This window comes from Coprococcus sp. TF11-13 (assembly GCF_003481085.1).
In the GTDB taxonomy this organism is placed as follows: Bacteria; Bacillota; Clostridia; order Lachnospirales; family Lachnospiraceae; genus Coprococcus; species Coprococcus aceti.
Window position 1 is genome coordinate 105,123 of sequence record NZ_QUKK01000005.1, and the last position, 25,887, is coordinate 131,009.

General features: G+C 45.0%; 25 protein-coding genes and 1 riboswitch. Of the genes, 18 read left to right on the top strand and 7 right to left on the bottom strand.

The window, feature by feature from the left end; translation table 11 throughout:
* Positions 1-81: 81 nt before the first annotated feature.
* Positions 82-885, bottom strand: coding sequence for a class I SAM-dependent DNA methyltransferase (locus DXD11_RS09630; protein WP_118758281.1), 804 nt, complete (start codon positions 883-885; stop codon positions 82-84).
* A 191-nt stretch (positions 886-1,076) separates the two neighbouring features.
* On the opposite strand from DXD11_RS09630, the gene DXD11_RS09635 reads away from it, so the two are divergent.
* Together DXD11_RS09635 and leuS are read left to right on the top strand one after the other, a co-directional pair.
* The gene (locus tag DXD11_RS09635; protein WP_118758282.1) at positions 1,077-1,577 is read left to right on the top strand and encodes an NUDIX hydrolase; all 501 of its coding nucleotides are present in this window, start codon (positions 1,077-1,079) and stop codon (positions 1,575-1,577) included.
* A 132-nt stretch (positions 1,578-1,709) separates the two neighbouring features.
* Positions 1,710-4,127, top strand: coding sequence for a leucine--tRNA ligase (leuS, locus tag DXD11_RS09640; RefSeq protein WP_055146959.1), 2,418 nt, complete (start codon positions 1,710-1,712; stop codon positions 4,125-4,127).
* An 80-nt stretch (positions 4,128-4,207) separates the two neighbouring features.
* On the opposite strand, the gene DXD11_RS09645 is transcribed toward leuS, so the two are convergent.
* From DXD11_RS09645 to DXD11_RS09660, 4 genes are all read right to left on the bottom strand, one after another.
* On the bottom strand, positions 4,208-4,549 hold the full coding sequence (locus DXD11_RS09645) for a helix-turn-helix domain-containing protein (RefSeq protein WP_158579434.1): 342 nt from the start codon (positions 4,547-4,549) through the stop codon (positions 4,208-4,210).
* Positions 4,550-4,713: 164 nt separating this feature from the next.
* Positions 4,714-4,968: a hypothetical protein gene (locus tag DXD11_RS09650; RefSeq protein ID WP_117549296.1), complete on the bottom strand. Its 255-nt coding sequence runs from the start codon at positions 4,966-4,968 to the stop codon at positions 4,714-4,716.
* Positions 4,969-4,970: 2 nt separating this feature from the next.
* The gene (locus DXD11_RS09655) at positions 4,971-5,453 is read right to left on the bottom strand and encodes a hypothetical protein (RefSeq protein WP_015533924.1); all 483 of its coding nucleotides are present in this window, start codon (positions 5,451-5,453) and stop codon (positions 4,971-4,973) included.
* 167 nt (positions 5,454-5,620) lie between these two features.
* Positions 5,621-5,908, bottom strand: a complete 288-nt coding sequence (locus tag DXD11_RS09660) for a chorion class high-cysteine HCB protein 13 (RefSeq protein ID WP_117549292.1) — start codon at positions 5,906-5,908, stop codon at positions 5,621-5,623.
* A gap of 280 nt (positions 5,909-6,188) precedes the next feature.
* Here DXD11_RS09660 and DXD11_RS09665 point away from each other — a divergent pair, with 280 nt between their 5' ends.
* From DXD11_RS09665 to DXD11_RS09675, 3 genes are read left to right on the top strand one after another with little or no spacing between them, the layout of a single operon-like run.
* The gene (locus DXD11_RS09665) at positions 6,189-7,136 is read left to right on the top strand and encodes a hypothetical protein (RefSeq protein ID WP_199688733.1); all 948 of its coding nucleotides are present in this window, start codon (positions 6,189-6,191) and stop codon (positions 7,134-7,136) included.
* Positions 7,137-8,012, top strand: a complete 876-nt coding sequence (locus DXD11_RS09670) for a TPM domain-containing protein (RefSeq protein WP_117875037.1) — start codon at positions 7,137-7,139, stop codon at positions 8,010-8,012.
* A 30-nt stretch (positions 8,013-8,042) separates the two neighbouring features.
* Entirely contained in the window at positions 8,043-8,957 is a 915-nt protein-coding gene (locus DXD11_RS09675; protein ID WP_120000013.1) for a hypothetical protein, read from the top strand.
* Positions 8,958-9,028: 71 nt separating this feature from the next.
* Here DXD11_RS09675 and DXD11_RS09680 read toward each other — a convergent pair whose 3' ends face one another.
* Positions 9,029-9,709 (bottom strand): hypothetical protein, encoded by a 681-nt coding sequence (locus DXD11_RS09680; RefSeq protein ID WP_117549285.1) that lies wholly within the window; start codon positions 9,707-9,709, stop codon positions 9,029-9,031.
* A gap of 172 nt (positions 9,710-9,881) precedes the next feature.
* On the opposite strand from DXD11_RS09680, the gene DXD11_RS09685 reads away from it, so the two are divergent.
* The 4 genes from DXD11_RS09685 to hisS all read left to right on the top strand — a co-directional run bounded on the left by DXD11_RS09685 (position 9,882) and on the right by hisS (position 15,674).
* Positions 9,882-10,151, top strand: a complete 270-nt coding sequence (locus DXD11_RS09685) for a hypothetical protein (RefSeq protein WP_117549283.1) — start codon at positions 9,882-9,884, stop codon at positions 10,149-10,151.
* A gap of 30 nt (positions 10,152-10,181) precedes the next feature.
* On the top strand, positions 10,182-11,960 hold the full coding sequence (locus DXD11_RS09690) for a MutS-related protein (protein WP_117549281.1): 1,779 nt from the start codon (positions 10,182-10,184) through the stop codon (positions 11,958-11,960).
* Between the two features lie 229 nt (positions 11,961-12,189).
* Positions 12,190-14,247 (top strand): hypothetical protein, encoded by a 2,058-nt coding sequence (locus DXD11_RS09695; protein ID WP_117549279.1) that lies wholly within the window; start codon positions 12,190-12,192, stop codon positions 14,245-14,247.
* A gap of 161 nt (positions 14,248-14,408) precedes the next feature.
* The gene (hisS, locus tag DXD11_RS09700; RefSeq protein WP_117549277.1) at positions 14,409-15,674 is read left to right on the top strand and encodes a histidine--tRNA ligase; all 1,266 of its coding nucleotides are present in this window, start codon (positions 14,409-14,411) and stop codon (positions 15,672-15,674) included.
* Positions 15,675-15,814: 140 nt separating this feature from the next.
* Here the strand turns inward: hisS and DXD11_RS09705 are convergent, their stop codons facing one another.
* Positions 15,815-16,321, bottom strand: coding sequence for a YqeG family HAD IIIA-type phosphatase (locus DXD11_RS09705; protein ID WP_118758285.1), 507 nt, complete (start codon positions 16,319-16,321; stop codon positions 15,815-15,817).
* Between the two features lie 282 nt (positions 16,322-16,603).
* On the opposite strand from DXD11_RS09705, the gene DXD11_RS09710 reads away from it, so the two are divergent.
* The 9 genes from DXD11_RS09710 (at position 16,604) to DXD11_RS09750 (ending at position 25,878) form a co-directional block, all read left to right on the top strand.
* A complete protein-coding gene (locus DXD11_RS09710) occupies positions 16,604-17,776 on the top strand; it encodes a hypothetical protein (RefSeq protein ID WP_118758286.1) in 1,173 nt (390 codons plus the stop codon).
* Between the two features lie 27 nt (positions 17,777-17,803).
* Positions 17,804-18,382: a hypothetical protein gene (locus DXD11_RS09715; protein WP_118758287.1), complete on the top strand. Its 579-nt coding sequence runs from the start codon at positions 17,804-17,806 to the stop codon at positions 18,380-18,382.
* A gap of 12 nt (positions 18,383-18,394) precedes the next feature.
* Positions 18,395-20,044, top strand: coding sequence for a vWA domain-containing protein (locus DXD11_RS09720; protein WP_117549273.1), 1,650 nt, complete (start codon positions 18,395-18,397; stop codon positions 20,042-20,044).
* A gap of 94 nt (positions 20,045-20,138) precedes the next feature.
* Positions 20,139-20,266: riboswitch (FMN riboswitch) on the top strand.
* Between the two features lie 186 nt (positions 20,267-20,452).
* Positions 20,453-21,601: a bifunctional diaminohydroxyphosphoribosylaminopyrimidine deaminase/5-amino-6-(5-phosphoribosylamino)uracil reductase RibD gene (gene ribD, locus DXD11_RS09725; RefSeq protein WP_117875023.1), complete on the top strand. Its 1,149-nt coding sequence runs from the start codon at positions 20,453-20,455 to the stop codon at positions 21,599-21,601.
* A 24-nt stretch (positions 21,602-21,625) separates the two neighbouring features.
* Positions 21,626-22,309: a riboflavin synthase gene (locus tag DXD11_RS09730; protein WP_015533911.1), complete on the top strand. Its 684-nt coding sequence runs from the start codon at positions 21,626-21,628 to the stop codon at positions 22,307-22,309.
* A 25-nt stretch (positions 22,310-22,334) separates the two neighbouring features.
* Positions 22,335-23,540 (top strand): bifunctional 3,4-dihydroxy-2-butanone-4-phosphate synthase/GTP cyclohydrolase II, encoded by a 1,206-nt coding sequence (locus DXD11_RS09735; protein ID WP_055273329.1) that lies wholly within the window; start codon positions 22,335-22,337, stop codon positions 23,538-23,540.
* Between the two features lie 56 nt (positions 23,541-23,596).
* Positions 23,597-24,058, top strand: coding sequence for a 6,7-dimethyl-8-ribityllumazine synthase (gene ribH / locus DXD11_RS09740; RefSeq protein ID WP_015533909.1), 462 nt, complete (start codon positions 23,597-23,599; stop codon positions 24,056-24,058).
* Between the two features lie 134 nt (positions 24,059-24,192).
* On the top strand, positions 24,193-25,011 hold the full coding sequence (locus tag DXD11_RS09745) for a Cof-type HAD-IIB family hydrolase (RefSeq protein WP_055273331.1): 819 nt from the start codon (positions 24,193-24,195) through the stop codon (positions 25,009-25,011).
* 45 nt (positions 25,012-25,056) lie between these two features.
* Positions 25,057-25,878, top strand: a complete 822-nt coding sequence (locus DXD11_RS09750) for a DUF1189 domain-containing protein (RefSeq protein WP_118758288.1) — start codon at positions 25,057-25,059, stop codon at positions 25,876-25,878.
* Positions 25,879-25,887: the final 9 nt, after the last annotated feature.

Below are 25,887 nucleotides of genomic sequence, written 5' to 3' on the forward strand. Positions count from 1 at the left end.
TCTCTATATATAATCGCATTATAATAATGATATATTGGACAATCTTCACCATTTTATATTATGAATGATGATAAGACAAGCCTATTCATAGTGTTTGTTATCTTGGTGTGTCTCCCTTGCAACCACGTATACCCTTTCACTGGAATCTGTGGCTGGCTGCCATGTAAATGCATCGTACATGGCGACGAGCTCCATGCCTGAGTCAGCAACGCATTTTATCATGTCGTCAAGGGTCAGGCCTCGCTGATAATGGAATTCCTGATACTTCCTGTAAAGAGGACACTCATCATCCGGTTCAATGCCTGATTCTGGGTATTCTGGGAGAAACAGGCTGAGAGCCAGCTCATTTATATCGGTTTCCGTATCGTAGTAGTTATCCCAGATAAAGCTCACGTCGTCCCTGTCCTCGGCTATGGTGCTGTCGGCAACCACATCCTTGAAATAGTGGCGGGTCTTGAAGTCGCAGATAAATATGCCCTTTGATTCTAGATAGTTATTTGCCAGCCTGAATACGTGGGTTATGTCGGCAAGCTCCGTAAGATAGTTGATGCTGTCGCACACGCACACGATGGCATTCACCGTGCCGAAGAGCTCAAACTCCTTCATGTCCTGCATGAGATATAAGATGGATTCATGTCCTGTATCCAGCTTTTTTTCATTTGCCAGCTCAAGCATCTCATATGAATTGTCGATACCGATCATGTCGTATCCGGCATCCGCAAGCCTTTCGGTTATCTCTCCGGTGCCGCATCCAAGCTCACATATGAGCCCGTCGTGTACTCCGAATTTTTTCAAAACTTCTATTATATATGTGCACCAGTCATCATATGGAATGTTGTCCATCAGTTCGTCATAGACACTGGCAAATACTTCATAAGCGTTCATGCTTCCTCCTTCAGCCTGCGCTGATCAAATCTTTTGATAACATTTTGAATTGTACCACAGCTTAAGTTTTATAGTAAACTGCAATAAATAATTATGCATAAAATTTGAATGATTGTTGAAGAAACTTAAAATAGCATTTATTATGTTACTGGGCAGAACAAATATAAAAATCAGAAAGAGGACAAGCAGAGATGGAATACTGGGATATTTACGATGTGAATAAGCAGCCTACAGGGCGCACAATGAAGAGAAATGACTGGAATATGCAGCCGGGGGATTATCACCTCACAGTGCTCGGTGTGCTCCAGAACAGAGAGGGAAAGTATCTGATAACCAAGCGTGCCATGACAAAGGCGTGGGCAGCAGGCTGGTGGGAGGTTTCTGGCGGCGGAGTGCAGGCAGGAGAGTCATCGATAGAGGCAGTCAGGCGTGAGGTGCTTGAGGAGACAGGTATAGACGTAAGTGATTTCGACGGAGGCTTGCAGTTCACATATAGGAGAGATAACCCGGATGAGAAGGACAACTACTTTGTGGATGTGTACAAATTCACAGGTGACTTTGAAGAAAAGGATGTCAGACCTCAGGAGGCGGAGACGGATGGTTTCAAGCTGGCAACCCTGGATGAGATAAAGGAATATGCAGAGCAGGGAATCTTTCTTCATTATGATAGTATCAAGAAAGTGTTTGAATAAGCCGGGCTGTTATACCAAAAAACAGTTTGAAAAACACAGCATATATGCTAATATAGTTAAGATTAGAGAGAAATCGGGCGAAAAAGCGTTATAAAGCCTGAAAAGATAAATTTCAAGGAGGCATTTTCAAAAATGGCTGAGACATACAACCACAAAGTCGTTGAAGGAAAGTGGCAGAAGGTCTGGGATGACAACAAGGCATTTGCTGCTACAGATGATTATTCAAAACCAAAGTATTATGCGTTAGTTGAGTTCCCATACCCATCAGGACAGGGACTTCACGTAGGTCACCCAAGACCATACACAGCGCTTGATATAGTAGCAAGGAAGAGAAGAATGCAGGGCTACAATGTTCTGTACCCAATGGGATGGGACGCATTTGGTCTCCCTACAGAGAACTATGCGATCAAGAACAAGATCCATCCAAAGGAAGTAACCAAGACCAATGTTGCAAGATTCAAGAAGCAGCTTCACTCACTTGGATACTCATTCGACTGGGACAGAGAGATCAATACAACGGATCCTGAATATTACAAGTGGACACAGTGGATATTCCTTAAGCTTTTCAAGGCTGGTCTCGCATACAAGAAGGAGATGCCTATCAACTGGTGTACATCATGTAAGGTCGGTCTTGCAAATGAGGAGGTTGTCAACGGCGTATGTGAGCGTTGTGGCAGCGAGGTTGTCCGCAAGGTTAAGTCTGAGTGGATGCTCAAGATCACAGATTACGCAGACAAGCTTATCGAAGGACTTGACGGCGTGGATTACATCGAGCGTGTAAAGGTTTCACAGAAGAACTGGATCGGACGTTCAACAGGAGCTGAGGTAGATTTCTCAGTAAAGGGCAAAGAGGACAAGCTCCGCATATATACAACAAGATGCGATACACTGTTCGGAGTAACATACATGGTTGTTTCACCAGAGCATCCAATCCTTGACAAGTACAAGGACGAGATCGGCAACTGGTCAGACATCGAGGCATATCGTGAGCAGGCAGCGAAGAAGAGCGACTTTGAGCGTTCAGAGCTTGCAAAGGATAAGACTGGTGTATGCATAGACGGACTCACAGCCATCAACCCTGTAAATGGCAAGGAGATCCCTATATACGTATCAGACTATGTACTAATGAGCTACGGAACAGGTGCTATCATGGCGGTTCCTGCACATGATGACAGAGACTGGGAATTTGCAAAGAAGTTCGGACTTCCACTCATCCAGGTTGTTGCAAAGGATGGCGAGGAAGTAGATATAAATGAGGCTGCATTTACAGACGTGGCAACAGGAGTGCTCATCAACTCAGATTTCCTCAACGGCCTTGAGGTAAAGGATGCAAAGGAGAAGATGATAAAGTTCCTGGAGGAGAAGGGTATCGGTCAGGCAAAGACAAACTACAAGCTCCGTGACTGGGTATTCTCACGTCAGAGATACTGGGGCGAGCCAATTCCTATCGTTCACTGCGATAAGTGTGGTTATGTACCTATCGACGAGAGCCAGCTTCCGTTGCTTCTTCCAGAGGTTGACAGCTACATGCCGACAGACAACGGCGAGTCACCACTTGCAGCTATGACAGACTGGGTAAACACCACATGTCCATGCTGCGGCGGTCCTGCAAAGAGAGAGACGGATACTATGCCACAGTGGGCTGGATCATCATGGTATTTCCTCAGATATACAGATCCTCACAACACAGAGGCTCTTGCAAGCAAGGAGGCACTCAAGTACTGGCTTCCTGTTGACTGGTACAACGGAGGAATGGAGCATACAACACTCCACCTTCTGTATTCAAGATTCTGGCACAAGTTCCTGTACGATCAGGGCGTAGTTCCTACACCAGAGCCATACCAGAAGAGAACATCACATGGTATGATCCTCGGTGAGAACGGCGAGAAGATGAGTAAGTCAAGAGGCAACGTTGTAAATCCTGACGACATCGTAGATGTATACGGTGCAGATACACTTCGTACTTACGAGATGTTCATCGGAGCATTTGACCTTGCAGCTTCATGGTCAGAGGATGGTGTCAAGGGATGTAGAAGATTCCTCGACAGAGTATGGAAGCTTCAGGACAGTGTGACAGACGAGAAGGGCTACTCCAAGGATATGGAGACCAAGATGCACCAGGTTATCAAGAAGGTTTCAAATGACTTCGAGAACCTGAAGTACAACACAGCTATCGCAGCCATGATGGCACTTCTCAACGACTTCTACAAGAAGGGAAGCGTTACAGCAGATGAGTTCAAGACACTGCTCATCCTGTTAAACCCTGTTGCACCTCATATCACAGAGGAGCTGTGGTCAGTAAAGAACTATGGCGGATATGTATATCAGCAGACATGGCCAGAGTTCGATGAGGCAAAGACAGTAGAGTCAACAGTAGAGATCGCTGTACAGATCAACGGTAAGACTAAGGCAACACTTGCGATCGGCAAGGAGGATCCAAAGGATGAGGTTATCGCAAAGGCTAAGGAAGTGATCGCCGACAAGCTCACAGGTAACGTTATCAAGGAGATCTATGTTCCTGGACGTATTGTGAATATTGTTATGAAATAAAAAAACTATAAACATGAGAAAGCCACATGGAGAAAAATCCATGTGGCTTTCTTGATGTTTAATATATATCGGATTATCATTTATTTCAGATAAGGCAGCAGATTCTTGAGTGCGCTGTATGCACTGTCACGTTTGTACAGCGGTATCGATTCCACCAGTCTGTCAAGATCGTCATGAGTGATATAATCCTTGTTCTCGGGGGTGGTGAAGGGTTCCTTTCCGAATACCAGAAAATCCAGTGGCGCATCAAGAACAGTTGCGATATTGGCAAGAGTATATATACTCATACTTTTATATCCGTGCTCAATCTCGTACACGTAATGGGGAGACACTTTTATTTTCTCGGCAAGCTGTTCCTGAGTAAGATTATGAGCCTTTCTCACATTTCTTATCCGCAATCCCAAGTCAAAGATATCTATCACAATAACCTCCATCTTGCTGAAATAATATCTATCAGCTACATTTTATGCAAATAGTATCTGTCAATAACGGTATCGCCAGCCAGAAACTATCAGGTACAAAAATATGAAACTATAGCCAACAGCCACAAAAATAAAATTGTGTTACATTTATTGAAATGCATTTTTTACAGCATGGACTTTATCATATTTATCTTTTGTTTTTCCTGTGGAGACATGCCTTCGCTCAGCACATCCAGAACGATCTCGGACTCTGCTCTGCTGAAGGAGAGATCCCTTTTCTGCAGTTCTTTGTTGATCTCCATTAGCTGGGGGAGCATCTGTTCCGGTGTCATGGTTGACTGGGAGTTGGATAATCTGAGAAGAATTTCCCTTTTTAGCGGGTGCATGCTTTTAAGTCTTGGGTCATTTTGAAGATTCATGTTTAATATCCCTCCATATCATATTTTTCAAACAGGTCTTTGACGGAGCTGTATATATCCTGGGATGACTGGGATTCAGTGTTGTCGTAGTTTTCTTCGCCCTCGGTTTCAGAGGCAGTTCTGCTTTGATAGTGCCGGTACAGAGAATCCGTGGATTGCTGTGTATTCATGGCCTCCATGGTCTTCATCATATCCATGGCTTTTTTCATGCTGGCAAACTGGTCCCTGATATCGGGAAATCCACACCCGGCAAGGGATGACAGTATATCATCCTGATTGTTTATATCTTTGTGGAGTCCACAGGAGTTTACATAATTTGTATCGCGCAGGGCATTCAATATGGTCTGAAGTTCCATGATCTTTATGTACATTGCCAGAGGAGCTTTCATACGGTCATCCACAAATGGGAGAATGGCCTCCATCATGAACAGGCGGTCATCTTTTATTAAGTTGTCCAGTGGATGATGGAAGTTGCCATTAAACATATGAAGCTCCGTTTCATGCAGTGATCACTTGGTAAGACAGCTATACTATATTCTATTGATTTTCAGTAAAAAAATACCAGCAGAATTGCTCCTGCTGGCCACTTTTTGCGGATATCGGACAGTCATTCTGCCCGATATCCCGTTTATAGATCGTGGTGAGTCCGCTTTTAGCAGCAGCCGCAATCATTGCCACCGCAGCCGCCGCAGCCACATCCGTTGTTATTGCCACAGCCACCGCAGCAGAATAAGAGAAGGATGATCCAGATGCAACTGTTGTCATTGCCACAACCGCCATTAAAACCGAAACCATCGCCGCCGCAGCCGCCACAGCAGAGGAGAAGGATGATGATCAGAGTGCAACTGTTGCATCCGCAGGAACCTCCGCAAGAAAGTCCATTTCTGCCGCCACAGCCACAACCGCCACAGGCACACTGTGTTGCCGATAAATCACTCATGGTAAGCCTCCATTATTTTGTTCATGGTTTAACATATTCGCATGAACATGATGTGTTACACATTTGTTCAAAAAATATTTTGTTTAATGTAAGATATCTAAAATGTGTTATAAAGCTGTCTTAAGGCATCCAATTCGATGTTCTAAAAACAGACTTACTATGCTATAATAAGCGCAAGTACGCTGGGAGATAGCGTAGGAAGTTTGGAAGGAAAAACGATAAAAAAGGACAGGGGGAAGATAACTTGCTGTATCGTTGTGTAAATTGTGGGGGTAACGTAGTGTACGATCCTGCAAAGAAAAAGATGGTGTGCCTCAGTTGCGGAGGGAGCGACTGTCAGGAGCTGGTTCCGTCACAGGAGCCTGTAATATGTATAAACTGTGGTTCGCAGATACCTTACACTGAGTATCAGTCTGCGGGAAGATGTCCTTCATGTGGAACATATCTGCTCAGGGATGACAAAGTAAATTATCCGTATGGGGCTGATGTGATACTTCCATTTAAGATATCAAAGCATGAGGCTGAGGAGAAGCTGAGGAATGAATTTGGTAAAAAGCTATTTATACCGGGAACATTCCTCTCACAGAAGACGCTTGAGGCGCTTAAGGGAGTGTATGTCCCATTCTGGATGTACGATTATGATTCGGATGTGGCTTATGAGGCCATAGGAACAAAGGTCAGATCATGGACGTCTGGAGACAAGAGATATACAGAGACTTCATATTTTGATGTCGGAAGAAGACTGCATGTGAATTATGAGGGCATACCGGTTGATGCATCCATAGCCATGGAGGATGGAATCATGGATCTCATGGAGCCGTACAACTACAAAGAGCTCATGCAGCATGACAACAAGTACCTCTCGGGATTCGATGCGGAGACTTACAATATGCCGCCGAATGAGGTGGAGCCGAGGGCTCAGGCAAAGGCAGAGAAGGCAAACAGAGATTGGGTGAGAAGCACCACAACCGGATATTCATCACTTACAAATGAGAGATTCAGGAACAACAACAGACTCACGGGAACAAAGTTCGGACTCATGCCGGTGTGGGTATATGAGTACCGTTTCCAGGGCAAAAACTATAAGTTCTATGTCAACGGACAGACTGGAAAATGTGTCGGAACAGAGCCGAAGAGCATGAGTAAGGCAGTTGGACTTACCGCACTTTTGTTTGGCGCAGCATTTGTATTGCTTGATGGCTTGTCTATGTTATTGGGGGTGTTGTAAATGAATGCAGTAAAGAAATTTATCGTGGCAATGCTCGTGGTACTTGGACTTGGAATAGTGTTCTTTATAGGATACTTTGTGAAATCAAATGCCAATCTCAAGCATGACGCCAGAAATAATACAGAATGTAAGACAAATGAGAGAGTGTTTGACTATGCAGATAAGCTGTCTGATTCGGAGGAGGAGACTCTCCGCGGGGAGATAGCAGAACTGGAAGATAAAGTGGGTATGGACTTTGTTGTCGTTACCATGGATCAGTACACAGATCTGTCAGAATATGATGCCGATGCAGTTTCATATGACATAGAGTCTAACACAAAGGATATAGCAGAGAAGATCTGTGATTATTACAGATTCGGCTGGGAAGAGTGGCCTGCAGGAACATATCTTGACGGCAGGGATGCCAGCACAAGCGTAGTTATAGTTGCCAACTGGCAGGAGAACGATGGATATGTTTATCTGTGCACAGCCGGCAAGGCGAAGAAGAGAATAAGTGATTCCAAGGCGACATCCATAACGGAATACGGTGGAAAGATACTCAGATCGGATACTCTTGGAGCATTTGAGAGAATGATGTCAAGAACAGAGACGGCTATGAAGAGCAGCACAGGAGGATTAAAGTTCCTGTCACCATTTATATGCTTCCTTGTATCTCTTGGAGCAGCCATCGCATTCTGCATCGTGAATCTGTCGAAGAAAGCAGGAAAAGATACCACAACAGCTTCTACATACAGCGATGGAAATGCCAAGGAGCTTGACAGAAGAGATATATTTATACGTAAGGAAGTAACCAGCGTGACTATCCAGAGCAGCTCAGGAGGTTCTGGTGGATCAGGCGGTGGCGGTGGTCATGGCGGTGGCGGAAGCCATTTCTAAAAATCTGACCGTACGCGGGAAAGACATATTATGAAGAACAGGAAGTTTGAAAGTTATATTCTAAAAAACAGAATACCCGGGATCATTCTATCACTGATCATGGTGGGATGCATGATCATCATGGCGTGGCATTTCAGTCTGCCGGACAGGATAAGGAGCAGGACATACAGGAGCATAGCTGATATAGAGTCCAGAGCGAATCCAAACGACAGGGATGTGACGATAACCGTGGATCGGGCGGATTATATAGGATACGATTATTATGTGGATTCTGAGAGGCAGGGCAGGTACTACTACTGTCAGCAGGATGGCAGATATGCCATCCTGCTCATCAGGAGTAACGAAGATGTACTGTTGAATTATACGCTGAGAGGCAGAGTAGTCTCTGCGGATGATGTGTATACATCGATAGTTGACGGACTTGCACAGGACATGGGGATACCATCAAAGCAGCTTGAGAGCAAGGTATATCCACTCATAATAAGTGAGGTGGATTTTCCGAGGATCTATTATAATATGATGCTGCTGGTTCTTGTGCTGACGGCTCTGTGGGCGTTATATAATATAGTCAGATGTATATACAGTGTGTGCTGTCCATGGAAGGTGTCAGGAATGCAGGTCGTATCGGGCGGAAAGGCAGACAGGAATACTGTCAGGGATATAGATGAACAGCTCAGATACAATCTCTACTATGATCAGGATGGTATAGCCATAACAGACAAATATCTGGTATATCACGGAACCTGGCATACGGATGTGGTGGAACTCAGCACCATAGAGACGTTCAAGAAGCTCAGAACATCGGCGAATATAGGGCCGGCAGACAAAAAGATATACAAACTACTCATGGTGGATGTGGACGGTGTGACATATGAGCAGGACTTCAAGACGGAGGCTGCCATAGATGAAGCATTGTCATATCTGAGAGATTCAGGGAAAAAATAAAACAGTATATGCGGTTCGTTATCAAACGGATCGCATATACTGTTTTTGTTTTGCCTATTATACTGTGCAGACTATACGTCAAGCTTGTCCTGATCGGAGAGCACTGATGGATCCTCAGATACATCTGAAAGTCCCATGTACTCATCGCCGATTACCTCTGAGGTCTCGGCGTCAGCGGCATTTGCAACGGCGCCGGTTGCCTCGGCGAGAACATCCTCAGCCTCAGCTACGGTCTCGGTTACGGCCTTTGCGGTTGTCTCATCCGGAATATCCGCTGTGGCTTCCGGGGTTACAGCATCCTCGGTTGCGGCTTCTTCGGATGTGGTTTCTTCTGCTCCGGTGGTGTCTTCGTGAAGTGTGAAATATTCACGGTCGCCATCTTCGGTGGAAGCAGCTTTTTCCTTAACCTTGTCCTTGAGCTTGTCATATGTGTCGGATACTGTATTCTTTGCTTTCTGGACTGTCTCGGAATCTTTTACTTTATTGTAGGTATCCTTGATCGTATCCTTTGCCTTCTGGACTGTCTCAGAGTCCTTTACCTTGTGGTATGTTTCAGAGTCCTTGATCTTTTTGACTGTCTCGGAGTCCTTTACTTTGTGGTAAGTATCTGTAGCTGTGGCTTTTGCCTTCTTTACAGTATCATTGTTCTCAACTGTCTGGTAAGCTTTCGTTGTCTTGATCTTGTCTTTGAATAAGTAGCAGACACTTCCTGCAGCGGCAAGAGTGAGCGCCATTTTTGTCAATTTGTTCATGATAAAAATCTCCTTCCCATAGAATATAACCTGTCCATTTATTTTAATATGTATTCGTGTCAAATGCAATAAGTGTGGTGGATTGATTCACAGGAATTAATATTTGCGAATGATATACCGTGTATGATATATTCATCTATAATGGAATGGATATATGGAGGTAAAATGGAACATGAATAATAGTGGACAGGATTACAACAAAGAAGAACAGGCGATAAAGGCACTTCAGAAGAACTATTTTCTATGTGCGGCACTCACACTGGCAGTGGGAGTTGGCATGCTCGCATTTACATCGTATAAGGTGATCGGAATAATATGCATCGTGTTGTGTGTGGTATTTGGGGTAATGGGTATCGTGCTCGTTGTCAAGCCGGACATGATAGATGTATCAGAGAACGGTGTGATGTCATATAAGAAGAAGGACAAGCCGGACAAAAAGTAAATATATTGTTTTTTATGAAAGGACGATAACATGAACGAATACAAGGACGAAAGGGACATTTTGGAGAAGGACATCAAGGCGCTTGAGGGGAAGTCTGCAACGTATTCAGGGGTTAGATTTGTGATGTTCCTTGCAGCTTTGGCAGGGCTGATAATAGGCATATATGACAACAGAGTGACAGTGCTGATCCTGGGAATAATGGCCGCTGTGGCATTTGTCGCAATGGTGTTTATCCATGGAAAGCTCAGTGAGGAGCTGGAATATAAGAAAGCCAAGTCGGAGGTGCTCAGGAGGTATATTGAGAGATTTGGCGACGGCTGGAAGAAGTTTGAGGATAACGGTGCGCAGTATCTCGGCGATGACGATCTGGTTGCAAGGGATATGGACCTTCTTGGACAGAGCTCTCTGTATCAGTTTATCTGTGTTGCGGGAACCGAGGAGGGAAAAAGGGCTCTCGCCGAGAGTATACGCGATCCGAAGTACGATATAGCAGACATAGAGAAGCGCCAGGAGGCGATAAAAGAGCTCACTTCAAAGAGAGAGTTCTCGATGGATTTTGAGACCCTCGGTGTGAAGACCGGAATGGGCAAAAAGAAGAAATATACCGCGGATGAATTTGTGGCATACTGCAATGGCGATGACCATATACCTGCGGTGTTCAACATATTGAGATTTTTACTGCCGGCGATAACACTGGTGGCATTTATACTTGGAATAATGGGTGAGATAAACATAGGCTGGACGCTTGTTTCATTCTTTGTTGTGCTTTTGTTCTCCTGGCTTTTTGGCGGAGTTGCGGGTCAGGCTGTCATGCCGATGATCTCATTTGGCTATGTGATAGAGGACTATATAAGAATGTTCGAGCTGATCTCCGGGGAGAATTTCGACAGTGAACTTTTAAATGATATCAAGTCGCATCTGTCAAATGACTCTGGTGCCCTGGCGGCTATAAGAAAACTGAGGACGATAAGTGCTGCGTTCAATATCAGATACAATCCTATAGTTCATCAGATACTGTGTGGACTTATAATGTGGGACTTCCACATAGGCAGGATGATGGACAAATGGAAACAGAAGAATGGACAGAGCGTTGAGGGCTGGATAAAGGCTGTCTCTGATATGGAGGAACTCATGTCATTTGCTGTCCTTTCAAGAACGAGGGAAGTGAGCTATCCACAGGTCGGCGCAAATGCCAGAGTGCATGTCACCGCCAGGGATATGAGACATCCTCTGATAAGCCCTGATACAGTCGTGGCAAATGACGCGGACTTCAAGGGCGGTGCCACGATAATAACCGGAAGTAATATGTCTGGAAAGACGACTTTCCTCAGAACACTGGGTATAAATTTGGTGCTTGCATATGCGGGCGCTCCAGTGTGTGCGGGCTATATGGAGGCTGACAGGATGAAGATATTCACATCCATGAGGGTGACCGATGATGTCAGCAATGGAATATCAACGTTCTATGCAGAGATACTCAGGATAAAGACGATGGTTGAGTACAGAAAAGAGAACAGACCTATGCTCTGTCTTATAGATGAGATATTCAAGGGAACAAATTCTGCTGACAGAATAGTGGGAGCAACACAGGTCATCAGAAAGCTTGCTGGAGCGGGTTCAATGACACTGGTATCGACACACGATTTTGAGCTGTGTGATCTCAAGGCGGAGGACGGAACACCTGCTGCGAACTATCATTTCGAGGAATATTACGAGGGAGACCAGTTGAAATTCGACTATAAGAAGAAGGATGGCAGGTGTACCACGACAAATGCCATGGCGATACTTCACATGGCAGGACTCGACTGATGCTGAAATCTGGCATTATCTGGCATAACAGTAAAAATGCACAAAAAATGCGATTTTTTTAGTGCTATAATTTTTGGGTAATTATGCACAATGACAGTTATCAGTAATAACCAAAAACTTTGTTGAATGATTTTACCAAATATGTTATATTTGGAGTAGTGATTTGAGGGGAATAATACAAGAATATTCGTAAGCCAGACATACGAAAACAAAAGGAGGTAGACATATTATGTTACCAGCAAATATAGGACAGGCAGGGGATAACGCATTATCAATAGCGGCATCCAGTAATAAAGGAACACTTATTCGTTATCTGAATGATCAGGTTGAGGACGGATTCTATACATTGGTTATAGACAGCCTGAAGGATTCTAATTTTGATCTGTCGACCATGACAGTGGATGACGAGGTTCGTGCTCAGTGTACAAAGCTGTATGAGCTTGCAGAGTTTGTAGACTTCAATATAAAGGCGACCGGACACTATGCGATCGAAGAGTGGATAGAGCCTTTATTCAGATTTGTATATGGTGATATTGACCCTGCCGATATAGATGCGCCTGTATCAGCTACAGGTGTTTATCGTTACAGTGTATGGCTGCTGTATCTCTTACAGCTTGAGAAGATCCCAGAGTGCATGAGACTGATCGGGGATAAGATCGCTCCACTTCTCATCAACATTTCATACCAGATACTTGAGGATGATGACAGACCAAAGAACTTTGACAAGGCTCTGCTCGGATACCTGGATTTGATCAATGTGGTTATGGAGATGGATATCTCAGCCAAAGACATAGGATCTGATTCATATATCAACAACCTCGAGGTACTTTATGATTACGTCATTGAGGATGCACATGCACCTAACGATTACAAGATACAGTTATCTATCAACCTCTTCTCTATCTACATTGCGAACAAGCAGTATGAGAAGGCATTCCAGTTCTACGGACTGAATGCAGAGTACATACCTATAGATAACCTGTCAGTATACTCCAACTTCAAGGAGCTCATCAAGAATGTCACAAGCACAGAGGCAGCAAAGATCCTCAGCAGCAAGGTGGCTTCAGAGATCTCCAAGCAGGAGGTATACAACAAGAGGATCGATTCACTGCTGAATGAGACCTGCGCATTTACCAAGAAGGTATATCAGGCTATAGAGAATGAGCCGGAGGTCAAGAAGGTACTTCAGACACTTGGTTCAGGAGCACAGCTCAGCGGACGTCAGAACATTCCTGAGGGAGCATATGAGTACAACAAGCTCTTCATAGAGTGCGGAATCAAGGCATATGTTAACTCTGATATAACACAGAAGTCATACGAGGAGAAGTATGAGAGTCTGGAGATCCTCTCCAAGGCACTCAACGTACTGTTTGAGGGATACAGCCTGTATGAGGTATCAAATAAGATCGAGGATCAGTACATAGAGCTAACATGGTGCTGCAACTTCCTGAACGCTAACCCTTCAATGCTGAAGGCATTCTTCAGTGTAAAGGAGAAGGTAAAGGTATTTGATGTCAGAAAGAAGTCAATTGTTGAGAAGAACAACAAGAACAGAGAGGTTTACTCAATGCTTGACAACAGACAGAAGATCCTTCTGTTCATGGCTGCTGAGGATATGGTCGTTAACGGACTCAACAGTACCAAGAAGATGGTTCTTGCATCAAGCTACGATATCAACACAGCCAAGAAGTACCTGCACGATACATATGTCAGAACAGCCCTTCCTGAGAAGTATAAGGAGGACAATGAGCAGGGTGGCGGTGGTCTCTTCGGTAAGAAGCAGCAGGCTATGCCGGCTGATCTGGTATCACTGTGTAAGGTAGCTATTGTTGAGGAGATGCTGTGCAAGTCAGAGTACCTGTACCATCAGCACACTCTCAAGGGAATAGACAAGCCATCAAACGAGGAGATGACATACTCTGTAGCATGTCTGATCAAGTGTATCAACCATATGATCAACAAGAAGAGCAAGGCTGCTGCAGCTCCTAACAAGAAGGTCATCATAACCAAGACAGGTAAGGTTATAGAGCTCAATGATGAGTCAGGACAGGCACCGGAGAAGCAGGAGTCAGGAATCATCGAGGCTATAGACAATATAGTTGTCCAGCTCAAGGATAAGAGTGAGAGCAACGTCAAGTATGTAAAGGATTACATTGAGGATCTTATGAATACACTCATGAAGTACAACTGGGATATGAATGTACAGCTTGATGAATTCTCAGGTGAGGAACTCAGAAACAAGGCCTTCCTTGTTATCAAGAAGCTCAACTATGATCTTCTCAAGTAATCTGATATTACAGGACAATTAAAAATATCAATATATTATGTGAAAAGCACCGGAACAAACTACAAGTTTGTTCCGGTGTTCTTTTTAAGGGTGGAAAAATATAGTTGTATATGCTAGAATAGGTTGGATTTAATAAAGATGTAAGATCAGGAGGATTAGAAATGGCAAAATTCATCAAGACACCGGTAAAAGGTATGTGTGATCAGCTTCCGGCTGATATGAGGCTTAGAGAGCATGTGCTTTCAATGATCAAGACAAGTTATTCCAGATTTGGATTTACACAGATAGAGACTCCTGTTATGGAACATATAGAGAATCTTACAAGCAAGCAGGGTGGTGACAATGAGAAGCTTATCTTCAAGGTGATGAAGAGAGGCGCAGACCTTGCGAGAGCCATCGATGCAGGTAAGGGAGAGCTGGCAGACAGCGGACTCAGATATGATCTGACACTTCCACTCTCAAGATATTATGCGAACAACAAGGAACAGCTTCCAAGCCCGTTCAAGGCACTCCAGATCGGACCTGTATTCCGTGCGGATCAGCCCCAGAAGGGACGATTCAGAATGTTCACCCAGTGCGATATAGATATACTTGGTGACAATACAAACCTTGCGGAGATAGAGCTTGTGGCAGCCACATCCGATATGCTCTCAAGAATATTCTCTGAGGTGGGAATAACAGATTTTACTATCCACATCAACGACAGACAGATACTTCGTGGTGCTGCGAAGAATGCGGGATTTGCAGAGGAAGACATTGCTTCCATACTCATCAGCCTTGACAAGTATGACAAGATAGGTCTGGATGGCATAAGAGCAGAGCTCACAGAGAACGGATACGACGCAGAGATGGTGGACAAGTATCTTGAGATATACCAGAACCTTGGAGATATGAGCTGCGCTGAGTTCTGTAAGGACATAGACGCTGAGTGCCTTGATCCAAAGGTTATAACCAATATGGACGAGATCATATCAAGTGCAAAGACCATGGTTGCAGATGGCGTAAAGATCGTATTTGACCCTACTCTTGTGAGAGGTATGGGATATTACACAGGACCTATTTTTGAGGTTACAATAGATGACTACAACTTCTCCATCGCCGGCGGCGGAAGATATGACAAGATGGTTGGAAACTTCTGTGGACAGGATGTTCCTGCAACAGGATTTTCAATAGGTTTTGAGAGAATAATCACCATCCTCAAGGACAAGCTTGAGAATGGATACAAGATAGATTCTGACAACGTGGCTATCCTCATTCACAAGGATGTGACACTGGACAAGAAGCTTGAGATCTTCAAGGAGGCAAAGGAACTTCGCCAGGCAGGTAAGACAGTGACTATCCAGATGATGAGAAAGAACATGAAGCAGCAGATAAACATGCTGGAGTCAGAGGGATACACAGAGTTCAAGAAGGTGTACAACGACTAACATACGTTCTGTGGATCACACAGATGTGTAACATCATGACAGAACGTATATGTTACTGAGATATTTAATAAAAGGCTGTATTCACATATCAGACAGATATGCGAATACGGCCTTTTGTGTTGCGTTATGAATAACAGAAATTATCTTACCATGCCATGCTTTTTCCTGAAGTAGAAAATAAATGGTTTTTCAATGATCCTCTTGAGGGTGATCTGTATCTCCTCGTGGCTTGTGTCTATAGGCTTGACAAGGATAGTGTGTATGCCAAGGCTGGCACTTCCGATGATGTCAGTGTAGATCTGGTCGCCCACGGCAATCGTGTTGTCTATGTTGCAGCCTATCTCGTTCATGGCATGGATGTAGCCCTTTTTCGATGGTTTGCCGGCTTTGAATATGTAATTCACCTTCATCTTTTTGTTGAAAGCGGCAACCCTTGGCTCCTTGTTGTTGGATACAAGACATACCTTGAAGCCCATGGCCTTGAGCTGTTCCATGAGCTGGATCGCTCTGGATGTGGCCGGCTCATTATGTCTCACAAGAGTGTTGTCTATGTCGAACAGTATACCTCTGTATCCCATGTCGTAATACTTTTTGAAATCTATCTTGTATGTGGATGAATAGTATTCATCCGGCAAAAATCTGATCATAGATATCCTCCCAGTTTGTTGTCGATTCATTATACCACAGGTGGACAGACAGTTGTATAAACACTTAATAAAATAATAAAATACCATATCCCGTCACTTTTATGTTTTTAATTTGTGGCAAAACATGTATAATGAAAATGATTAAGTTCAGATATAAGTAAAAATGATGATGGGCATATCAGATATGTATGCCGGTTTGCATATTGGATTAAGAACTTATATAGAATGAGGTGTGGGATATTGCACAGGGCGTATGTTCTAAGAAAAGAAAATAATAAATATATGCTGGATGTTATCAGTTCGTATGAAGCACTGTACAGTTCTGTATTTGGGGTGCAGGCGGATACGCTGTCCTATTCACAGGATGGTATGTGCAGGCGGATGTTCGATGAACTCATAGACAAACTGAATTACAGGGAGAAGATAGTGATAGATAAGCTCTATGGCTACAGACATGACAGATGCAGTGTGCCGGAACTTGCCTGTGAGTTGGAGACCGATGAGGAAGGTGTGAACAGTCTGAAGAACAGTGCGCTGGACAGACTGAGGGATCCGGATAATTACAAATATCTGGAGAAACGGTGGTATTCAGGAACGGATATAACCAACACTGAGTACGAGCTTGATTTCAGGAGAAAGCTCAGAGCGGAGCTTCAGAGATATCTGACCGGTCAGAAGTCAGATATTGACATTTTAAGTGCGATAATGAGGAGAAATAAGATCTCTGTACAAAGGATATACAGGAATGTGCAGGCGGCAGCTACGGATCAGGGACGGTTTGAGACCTCTATATCAGGGAAGAAGAGCATAGATGATGCTGTAAATGCGCTGAAGGCGTTCAAGATAGCTGCACGTCCTGTTGAGAGCATTAGGAAGAAAAAGTCTGTAAGGGGAAATGTAGAGACCGTGCTCATAACAAATGATGGGATTGAGCAGGCGTATAAATACAGCGGACTCAGCGATGAGGATATAGCGGAGTGCGTGTGTCATGTACTGACGGACAGTGACGAGGGACATGGCTGTATACTTGACTTCAATATGTCAGATGGACTTATGGGACTCCTGTTGCTGAAGGGCTATCTGTATCTCGACAGTCTCATGGAGGACAGAGACAGGATATTGGCGGAGCTTCAGAGTGGAGGCTTTCAGACTCAGGCGGAGGAATTTGCAAAATTTGCGGACAAGGCGGAGATATACATAGCGGATAAGACGCACACGTCCATGACGTTTATTGTTGTGCCGGAGGCTGTTGCGCTTCGAATATATGAGGATAGGCCGGTGGATTACCATGAACTGCTGTCCTGCGCGGAGGAGACGGACAGGGAGTTTGCGGTCATGCTCATAAGAAATGAGAAGAAGGAATTTGCTGACTTTTCGGGACTTATGGTCACCGATGCTGCAAAACAAAGGCTCAGCGTATTGCAGAGAGACAATGAACATGCAGATGCGGTGTGATATATATTGACTTTAGGAGGAAAAACGATGGGATTGATAGCGGTCAATATCATAGGGTTGATAATGTTCATACTGGTAATAGTAATGTTTGTGCTGGCTGACAGTATGGTGGGAATAGCTATAGGTGTTGCGATCAGTGTAGTGTGGCTGACATTCACCATAACAGCAAATGTACATATACTCAAGGGAAGACGCTCGACGGAGAAGCTCAAGGACAGTGCCAGGGGACATTTGTTTGATGCACAGATAGAGAGACTCAACAGACAGTATGAGAGCATAATGTCCAGGGAGGAATACTTCCAGGAGAATGTGGAGGAGGGCAGTGGTGTCCGCAATCTGTACGAGGATATAAAGCAGCAGGCACAGAGCAACATGGACAGTGCCATAGGCTTTATACAGACATACGATTATTACACTAGACCCCAGCCGGTATACCTCGACAATCTGTGCAGACAGGGCGACGAGCTGGTGAGAAAGTTCAATATTCTGGTGGAGAAGATGGTTGATATTGACACCAACCTGAGCTCGCTGGATATGAAATATGTGGATGATGTCATAGAGTGCATGAATGGCATGAGGCAGGATGTCCACAGTCAGGGAATGTAAAAGGAGGAAGAAATGGATAAGAGGACAAAAGGATTAGTGGTAGTCGGAGTGCTGGTGATAATTGCGATGATCGCGGTCATTATCGGAATAGTCGGCAGGAAGGTTATCAACATAGCAGGCAGTGGAAATGGAGGATCATCAAGATCGGATATGACTCTTGATGAGTTATATGCAGATCTCGATGTAAATGAAGCGACCCCTGTAAAGGGTACGGTCACTCTGGACACTCCGGATCTGTATGCGGAGCTGCCTGAGATAGACAAATATCCACTGGCAGTTGAGGGTAATGGAGACATAGATATAGAGATATTTACATCAGGTGAGAAGGCGGGAAAGGACAACGACTCATGGCTTATAGATGTTGCAAATTCCTTCAACGGTTCTGGTGTGAAGACAGCGGACGGCAAGTCGGTATCGATGAGCGTGAGATCAGTGCCATCCGGTACAGCCGCTGACTATATCATTTCCGGCAAATATCTCCCGGATCTGTACACCCCGAGCAACACCCTGTTCGGAGAGTATGCGATGTCGAACAGTGGCAGCCTTGAGCTTTACGCGGACAGGCTGGTTGGAAATACAGCGGGAATCCTTGTGAAGAAGGACAGCGGTTACACTACTGCTGCCGATGCCATAAAGGCCGTTCAGGATAACAAGATCACCATGGGATACACGAACCCACAGACAAGTGCCACAGGACTTAACCTCCTGCTCACGCTGCTTCAGGACGGAGAGGATAACTTTACAAAGTTTAACTCAAACATACCATACGTTGCATATACAACACAGCAGATGAGAGATAGTGCATCAAACGGAACACTCGATGCTATGCTGTCAGAGTATCAGGCATATATCAATGACAGCAATCTCGTGTCAATGTATGATTTCATTGCATTTGGCGTGAGACATGACAATCCTGTATACATATGTAACAAGTCGGGAAAGTCTGCATCAGAGCTTGAGGCCATACAGCTCGTTGTGGATTACTGCAAGAGTGATGATATGCAGACGATCGCGACAAAGAAGGGCTTCAATGCCAACGATGATTATACTGCGGCGGAAGAATTCTCCGGTGCACAGGTCACACAGGGACTCAAGACATACAAGAAGACAAAGGATAACGGCAAGGACATCATCGCGGTGTTTGTTGCGGACTGCAGCGGTTCCATGGACGGAGATCCTATGAACCAGCTCAAGAACAGTCTGACAAACGGTGCGCAGTATATCAATGACAACAATTATGTTGGGCTTGTCAGCTACTCAAGCTCAGTTACAGTGGAGGTTCCGATCGCCCAGTTTGACCTGAACCAGAGATCATATTTCCAGGGATCGGTCAACAATCTGATGGCTTCAGGAGGAACGGCTTCGTATGATGCCGTTGTGGTTGCGATGAAGATGATAACCGATGCAAAGGCAGAGCACCCGGATGCAAAGTGTATGCTGTTCCTTCTCAGCGATGGATATGCCAATGTGGGATATTCCATGGATGAGATAACAAGTGCGCTCAGACAGTCGAACATACCTGTATACACGATAGGTTACGGCGGAGATGCTGACACGGATGAGCTTGCAAAGCTCTCAGGAATAAATGAGGCGGCATCTATAAATGCGGACAGTGATGATATTATCTACAAGATAAAGAGCCTGTTCAATTCACAGCTTTAAAATTTATCGGTAAAATACATCATAAAAAACAGTTGCATTCCGTTGGCATATGGAATACAATATAGTCGTTTTTAAGAGACAACTGCATATGATGATAGATCTTCGGGGGTGAGTGCAATTCTCCACCGACGGTGTTAGGGAAACCTTAAGTCCGTGAGCCATGAGGCATGATCCGGTGTGATTCCGGGACCGACAGTATAGTCTGGATGAGAGAAGTATTATATATTCAGAACAGGGTATCTGATGGAAGTCCGTTGTGATGGATTTCGGTGATGGATACCTAAACAAGAGAAAACCCCGAAGTTATCTTCGGGGTTTTCTCTTGTGTTTCGAACAGATACTTCGGAGGCTTGAATGAGCAATATCCGATAGTCTGTCTGTAAAGGTATTAAGTAGGATGGTGGTCATATGGAAAAATATGATATAGATGATGGATTTGATCCGTCATATATGAGACGTGCCATAGAGCTTGCAAGGCGCGGCACTGGAGCAGTGAATCCAAATCCGCTTGTAGGTGCTGTCATAGTGAAGAATGGCAGGATCATAGGAGAGGGATATCATGTGAGATATGGAGAGCTCCACGCTGAGCGCGCAGCATTTGCCAGTCTTAAGGATCAGGCAGATGCCGAGGGCGCAGTCATGTATGTGACGCTTGAGCCGTGCTGCCATTTTGGCAAGCAGCCTCCATGTGTGGACGCGATCATAGAGCACAAGATCAGAAAGGTCTACTGTGGTTCCGATGATCCGAATGCTATGGTGGCAGGAAAAGGTTTTAAGAGACTGCGTGATGCCGGGATAGAGGTGTACACACACTGCCTCAAAGCCGAGTGCGATGCCATAAACGGCATTTTCTTTAAGTATATAGTAAATAAACAGCCGTATGTGACCATGAAATATGCCATGACCATGGACGGCAGGATCGCTACCCACACAGGGGCCAGCAAGTGGATAACCGGTGAGGCATCAAGGGCGTATGTCATGGAACTCAGAAACAGACATAAGGGTATTATGGCGGGCATAGGAACAGTGCTTGCGGATGATCCGATGCTGACATGCAGAATAGAGAAAAGCACGGACAGGGATACTGATAATGTCAGAAATCCGATCAGGATAGTTTGTGACAGCAAGCTCAGGATTCCGGAGGATTCACAGATCGTACAGACAGCCGGGGAGATAGAGACCATAGTTGCCACGACGGCAGCGGGAGCTTCAGACTCAGCAAAGTGTGAGAGACTCAAGGATAAAGGTGTAAGCATCATAGAGATCGAAGATGTGGATGGACAGGTGGATCTAAGGCAGCTCATGACGATCCTCGGCGGGAAAGGCATAGACGGAATACTGCTTGAGGGCGGCGGCGAGCTCAACTACAGCATGGTGTCTGAAGGTCTTGTGGATGAGGCATGTGTATTCATTGCCCCGAAGATATTTGGCGGCGAGGGCAAGTACAGTCCGGTATCCGGAACGGGTGTTGATGTGCCTGCGGATGCACATATGTTTGGACTTGACGAGGTCAGAAGATTTGATGAAGATGTGATGCTCAGATACAAAAAGGTTTAAGAACTTATAGAAAAGAGGTCATACATGTTCACAGGAATAGTAGAAGAGATAGGAACTATAAGAAAGATAGATAAAGGCGTAAGCTCCTGCAGTATCACGGTGCAGGCAGACAAGGTTCTCCATGGAAGCCAGGTTGGAGACAGTATAGCGGTAAACGGTGTGTGTCTTACTGCAACCGGCATATCGGGGAATATCTTTACTGCGGATGTCATGCCTGAGACTTTGAGACGAAGCGGACTTGGACAGCTTACCGGTGGCAGCAGGGTGAATCTTGAGCGTGCCATGGCGGCCGGAGGAAGATTTGGCGGACATATAGTGTCAGGACATATAGATGGAACCGGAACGATCAGAGAGCTCAAAAGGGAGGACAATGCAGTGTGGGTGACAATAGATTGTTCTCCGAAGATACTCAGATACATCATTGAGAAGGGCTCAATAGCCATAGACGGTATAAGCCTTACGGTTGCGTATGTCGATGATACATGCTTTAAGGTGTCGATCATTCCGCACACGGCGGGAGAGACGACGCTGCTGGATGGCAAGCCGGGCAAGGTGGTCAACCTTGAAAATGACGTGGTTGGAAAGTATGTTGAGAAACTGCTTATGCCATACAAAGGTGACGATACAGATGAAAAGCTTTCAAATGGAAATGCTTCAGATAGATCAGGACTTGATATGAAGTTTCTGGCAGAAAATGGATTTATGTAGACAGATATTTTAAGGAGGTAGAGTGATGAGTTTTGAATTCAACTCGATAGAGGAGATCGCTGCAGATCTTGCGGCGGGAAAGCCGGTTGTCATGCTCGATAACGAGGACAGAGAGAATGAGGGAGATGTAATCTGTGCAGCAGAATTTGCTACAACGGAGAATGTCAACTTCATGGCAAAGTGGGCGAGAGGTCTCATATGCATGCCTATGGATGCGTCATATGCGGATAAGCTGAATCTCCCACAGATGTGTATAACCAATACAGATAACCACTGCACAGCATTTTCAGTATCAGTGGATCATGTGGATACAACCACAGGAATCTCAGCCGAGGAGAGAGGCTACACAGCCAGAAAATTTGTGGATGAGAATGCAAAGCCGGATGACTTCAGAAGGCCGGGACATATGTTCCCACTTCAGGCAGTTGCAGGCGGAGTCATAGAGAGAAACGGCCACACAGAGGCTACAGTTGATCTTATGAAGGTTGCAGGACTTAAGCCTTGCGGACTGTGCTGTGAGATCATGAAGGATGACGGAACCATGGCGAGAAAGGATGACCTTGTGGAATTTGCAAAGGTTCATGGCCTTAAGATATCGACCATAGAGAAGCTTGTGCAGTACAGAAAAGAGCATGAAGTATTCGTTGAGTGCGTAGCCAAGGCAAAGCTTCCAACAAAGTATGGTGAGTTTACGATCTGTGGATATATCAACAAGCTGAACGGTGAACATCACGTGGCACTCACAATGGGTGATATAGCTGACGGCAAGCCTGTTCTCTGCCGTGTGCACAGCGAGTGCCTCACAGGCGATTGCTTCGGCTCACAGAAGTGTGACTGCGGACAGCAGCTCGATGCGGCCATGAAGGCCATTGCCAAGGAAGGCAGAGGCGTGCTCCTGTACATGAGACAGGAGGGCAGAGGAATCGGCCTTATCAACAAGATCAGGGCATATGCGCTTCAGGATCAGGGGCTTGACACCGTTGAGGCAAACCTCAAGCTTGGTTTCCCTGATGATGCAAGGGATTACACCATAGGAACACAGATACTTGTGGATCTCGGAATCAGACAGATCAGACTCCTCACCAACAACCCACTCAAGGTATACGGCCTTGCAGGCTACAATCTTGAGATCGTGGAGAGAGTTCCTATAGAGATAGAGCCAACCAAGTTTGACGCATTTTATCTCAAGACAAAAAAAGAGAAAATGGGTCATATGTTACACGAAGTCTAATATTTCATAAGAAGGGGCTGGGTAAGCTCCGATATAGAATAAGGAGGATAAATCAGATGAATAAGGTAGAAGGAAAGTTAGTAGCAAATGGAGCAAAGATAGGTATAGTGGCAGCAAGATTTAATGAGTTCATAGTTTCAAAGCTCGTAAGCGGTGCAGAGGATGCACTTCTCCGTCATGATGTAAATGCTGACGACATCACAGTTGCATGGGTTCCGGGAGCATTTGAGATCCCTGTGATCGCAAAGAAGATGGCTGCAAGCGGCAAGTATGACGCTGTTATCTGTCTTGGTGCTGTTATCCGTGGTGCGACAAGCCACTATGATTATGTGTGCAACGAGGTTTCAAAGGGCGTTGCTTCAGTATCACTTGAGACAGGTGTACCTGTAATGTTCGGAGTTGTCACAACAGAGAATATCGAGCAGGCCATCGAGCGTGCAGGAACAAAGGCCGGCAACAAGGGTTATGACTGCGCTATGGGAGCTCTTGAGATGATCGACCTCATGAAGCAGTTGTAATGCAGACTGCAGAAAAAGTGATATAATGAAGCATGCGCAGGTTATCAAGTGAAAATATAATGCGTACAGAAGATACAGGCACGTGTAGTTATAATACATGTGCCTGTAAATATATGACAGGATGGATATAATATATGAAAAGCACAGACAGGAAGATATTGTTCTTTGATATAGACGGAACGCTTATAACCGAGGACGGAAGGAGATACTTCCCGGACAGCGCAAGGCGTGCGCTGGCGCAGGCGAGAGCCAACGGACATCTGGTGTTCATCAACACTGGCAGGGTTTACTGTAATGTCACTGATGAGATCAAGGATGCGGGTTTTGACGGCTTTGTGTGTGGCTGCGGAACATCCATTTACTATGACGGCAAAGAGCTGTTCCACAATGATGTCAGCAGGGATGTGTGCAGGGATATAGCTTATGCATGCCGCAGATATGACATGTTTGGAATGTATGAGCACAGAGACAAGGTGTACGTGGACGGTCAGAACATGGGAAATGAACTCCTTGCAGAGATGGTCAGATACTTCCGGGCAAATGGAATATTTGTTGGGGAGGATGTGGACTCGGATGACTTTGAATTCGACAAGTTCTGCTGCTGGTTCGCGGATGACAATAAAAATGTTCCTGAGTTCCGCGAGTATGTATCACAGCATTTTGACTATATCGACAGAGGTTCAAATTTCTGCGAGATAGTTCCCAAGGGGTTCAGTAAGGCGACGGGTATACAGTATCTTCTGGATTATTTTGATATTCCGCTTGAAAATGCATATGCATTTGGTGATGGCAACAATGACGCACCTATGTTATTATATTGTCCGAACAGCATAATCATGGAGAAGGGGCCGGAGGAGCTCAAAAGACAGGTTATGATGGTCACAGACGATGCGGAGAATGATGGAATATATAAGGCTATGGTGAAGCTTGGGATCATAGAGCCGATGGAATAGCTGGTTCATTTTGCCGGTCAATAATTATTAGAGTTGGAGATTTATATGGAAGAACAGGAAGAGAACAAGAAGGTGACGCTGCTCGATCAGTTGTCGATAGCGGTCAGCAGTCCGAAGAATTACAAACAACTGGTCAAGCTGAAGACGGGACGCCTTGTGTGGTTTGTGGTGATCATATCCTTTTTGCTGGCATTTATAGAGTTTGGAATAGACGCCATATTCTGGGTCGGCAAGGTCGGAGGTCTGAGAAATCTCATAACAAATAAGATCCCGGCATTCACATATCATGACAATAAACTTGACATTGAACACGATATGCAGCTTGAGATAGGAAATACTACTCTGTACATCAACACGGAGAATGCGTCAGTGGATCTTGACTCCATGGAAACGGATGGAGTGTACATCGCCATAGGAAGTGAGAATATAGTCATGGGAATGGTCTCAGATGGCAAGGGCTATGAGTACATGGTGACACCGCTCAAATACATGTTCCTGCCGGATGGCTTCAACAATAGCAAGCTGGCGGCACTGACACCGGTATTTTATATGTACATGGTGATCATGTTCATTTCGGTGATGGCGGCATCGGCGGGCAGACAGCTTCTCCTTGCGCTGATATTCAGTATAGCGGGCAATGGACTTGCAAGAAATCTCAACACGGGACTGTCCTACGGCAAGGTATTTACGATATGTGTCTATGCACAGACTCTGTCGGTGTTCATAATATCGGTCAACACTGCTCTTGGATATCTGTTATCATCGTTTGTTGTATGGATCATTGCACTTGTCGTGTCCATGATATTTATGAACAAAGCTATAGGAAGCTATGTGAGTGGAGATATACCGCCGGGAGATGTGTTCTGATAAGGCGGT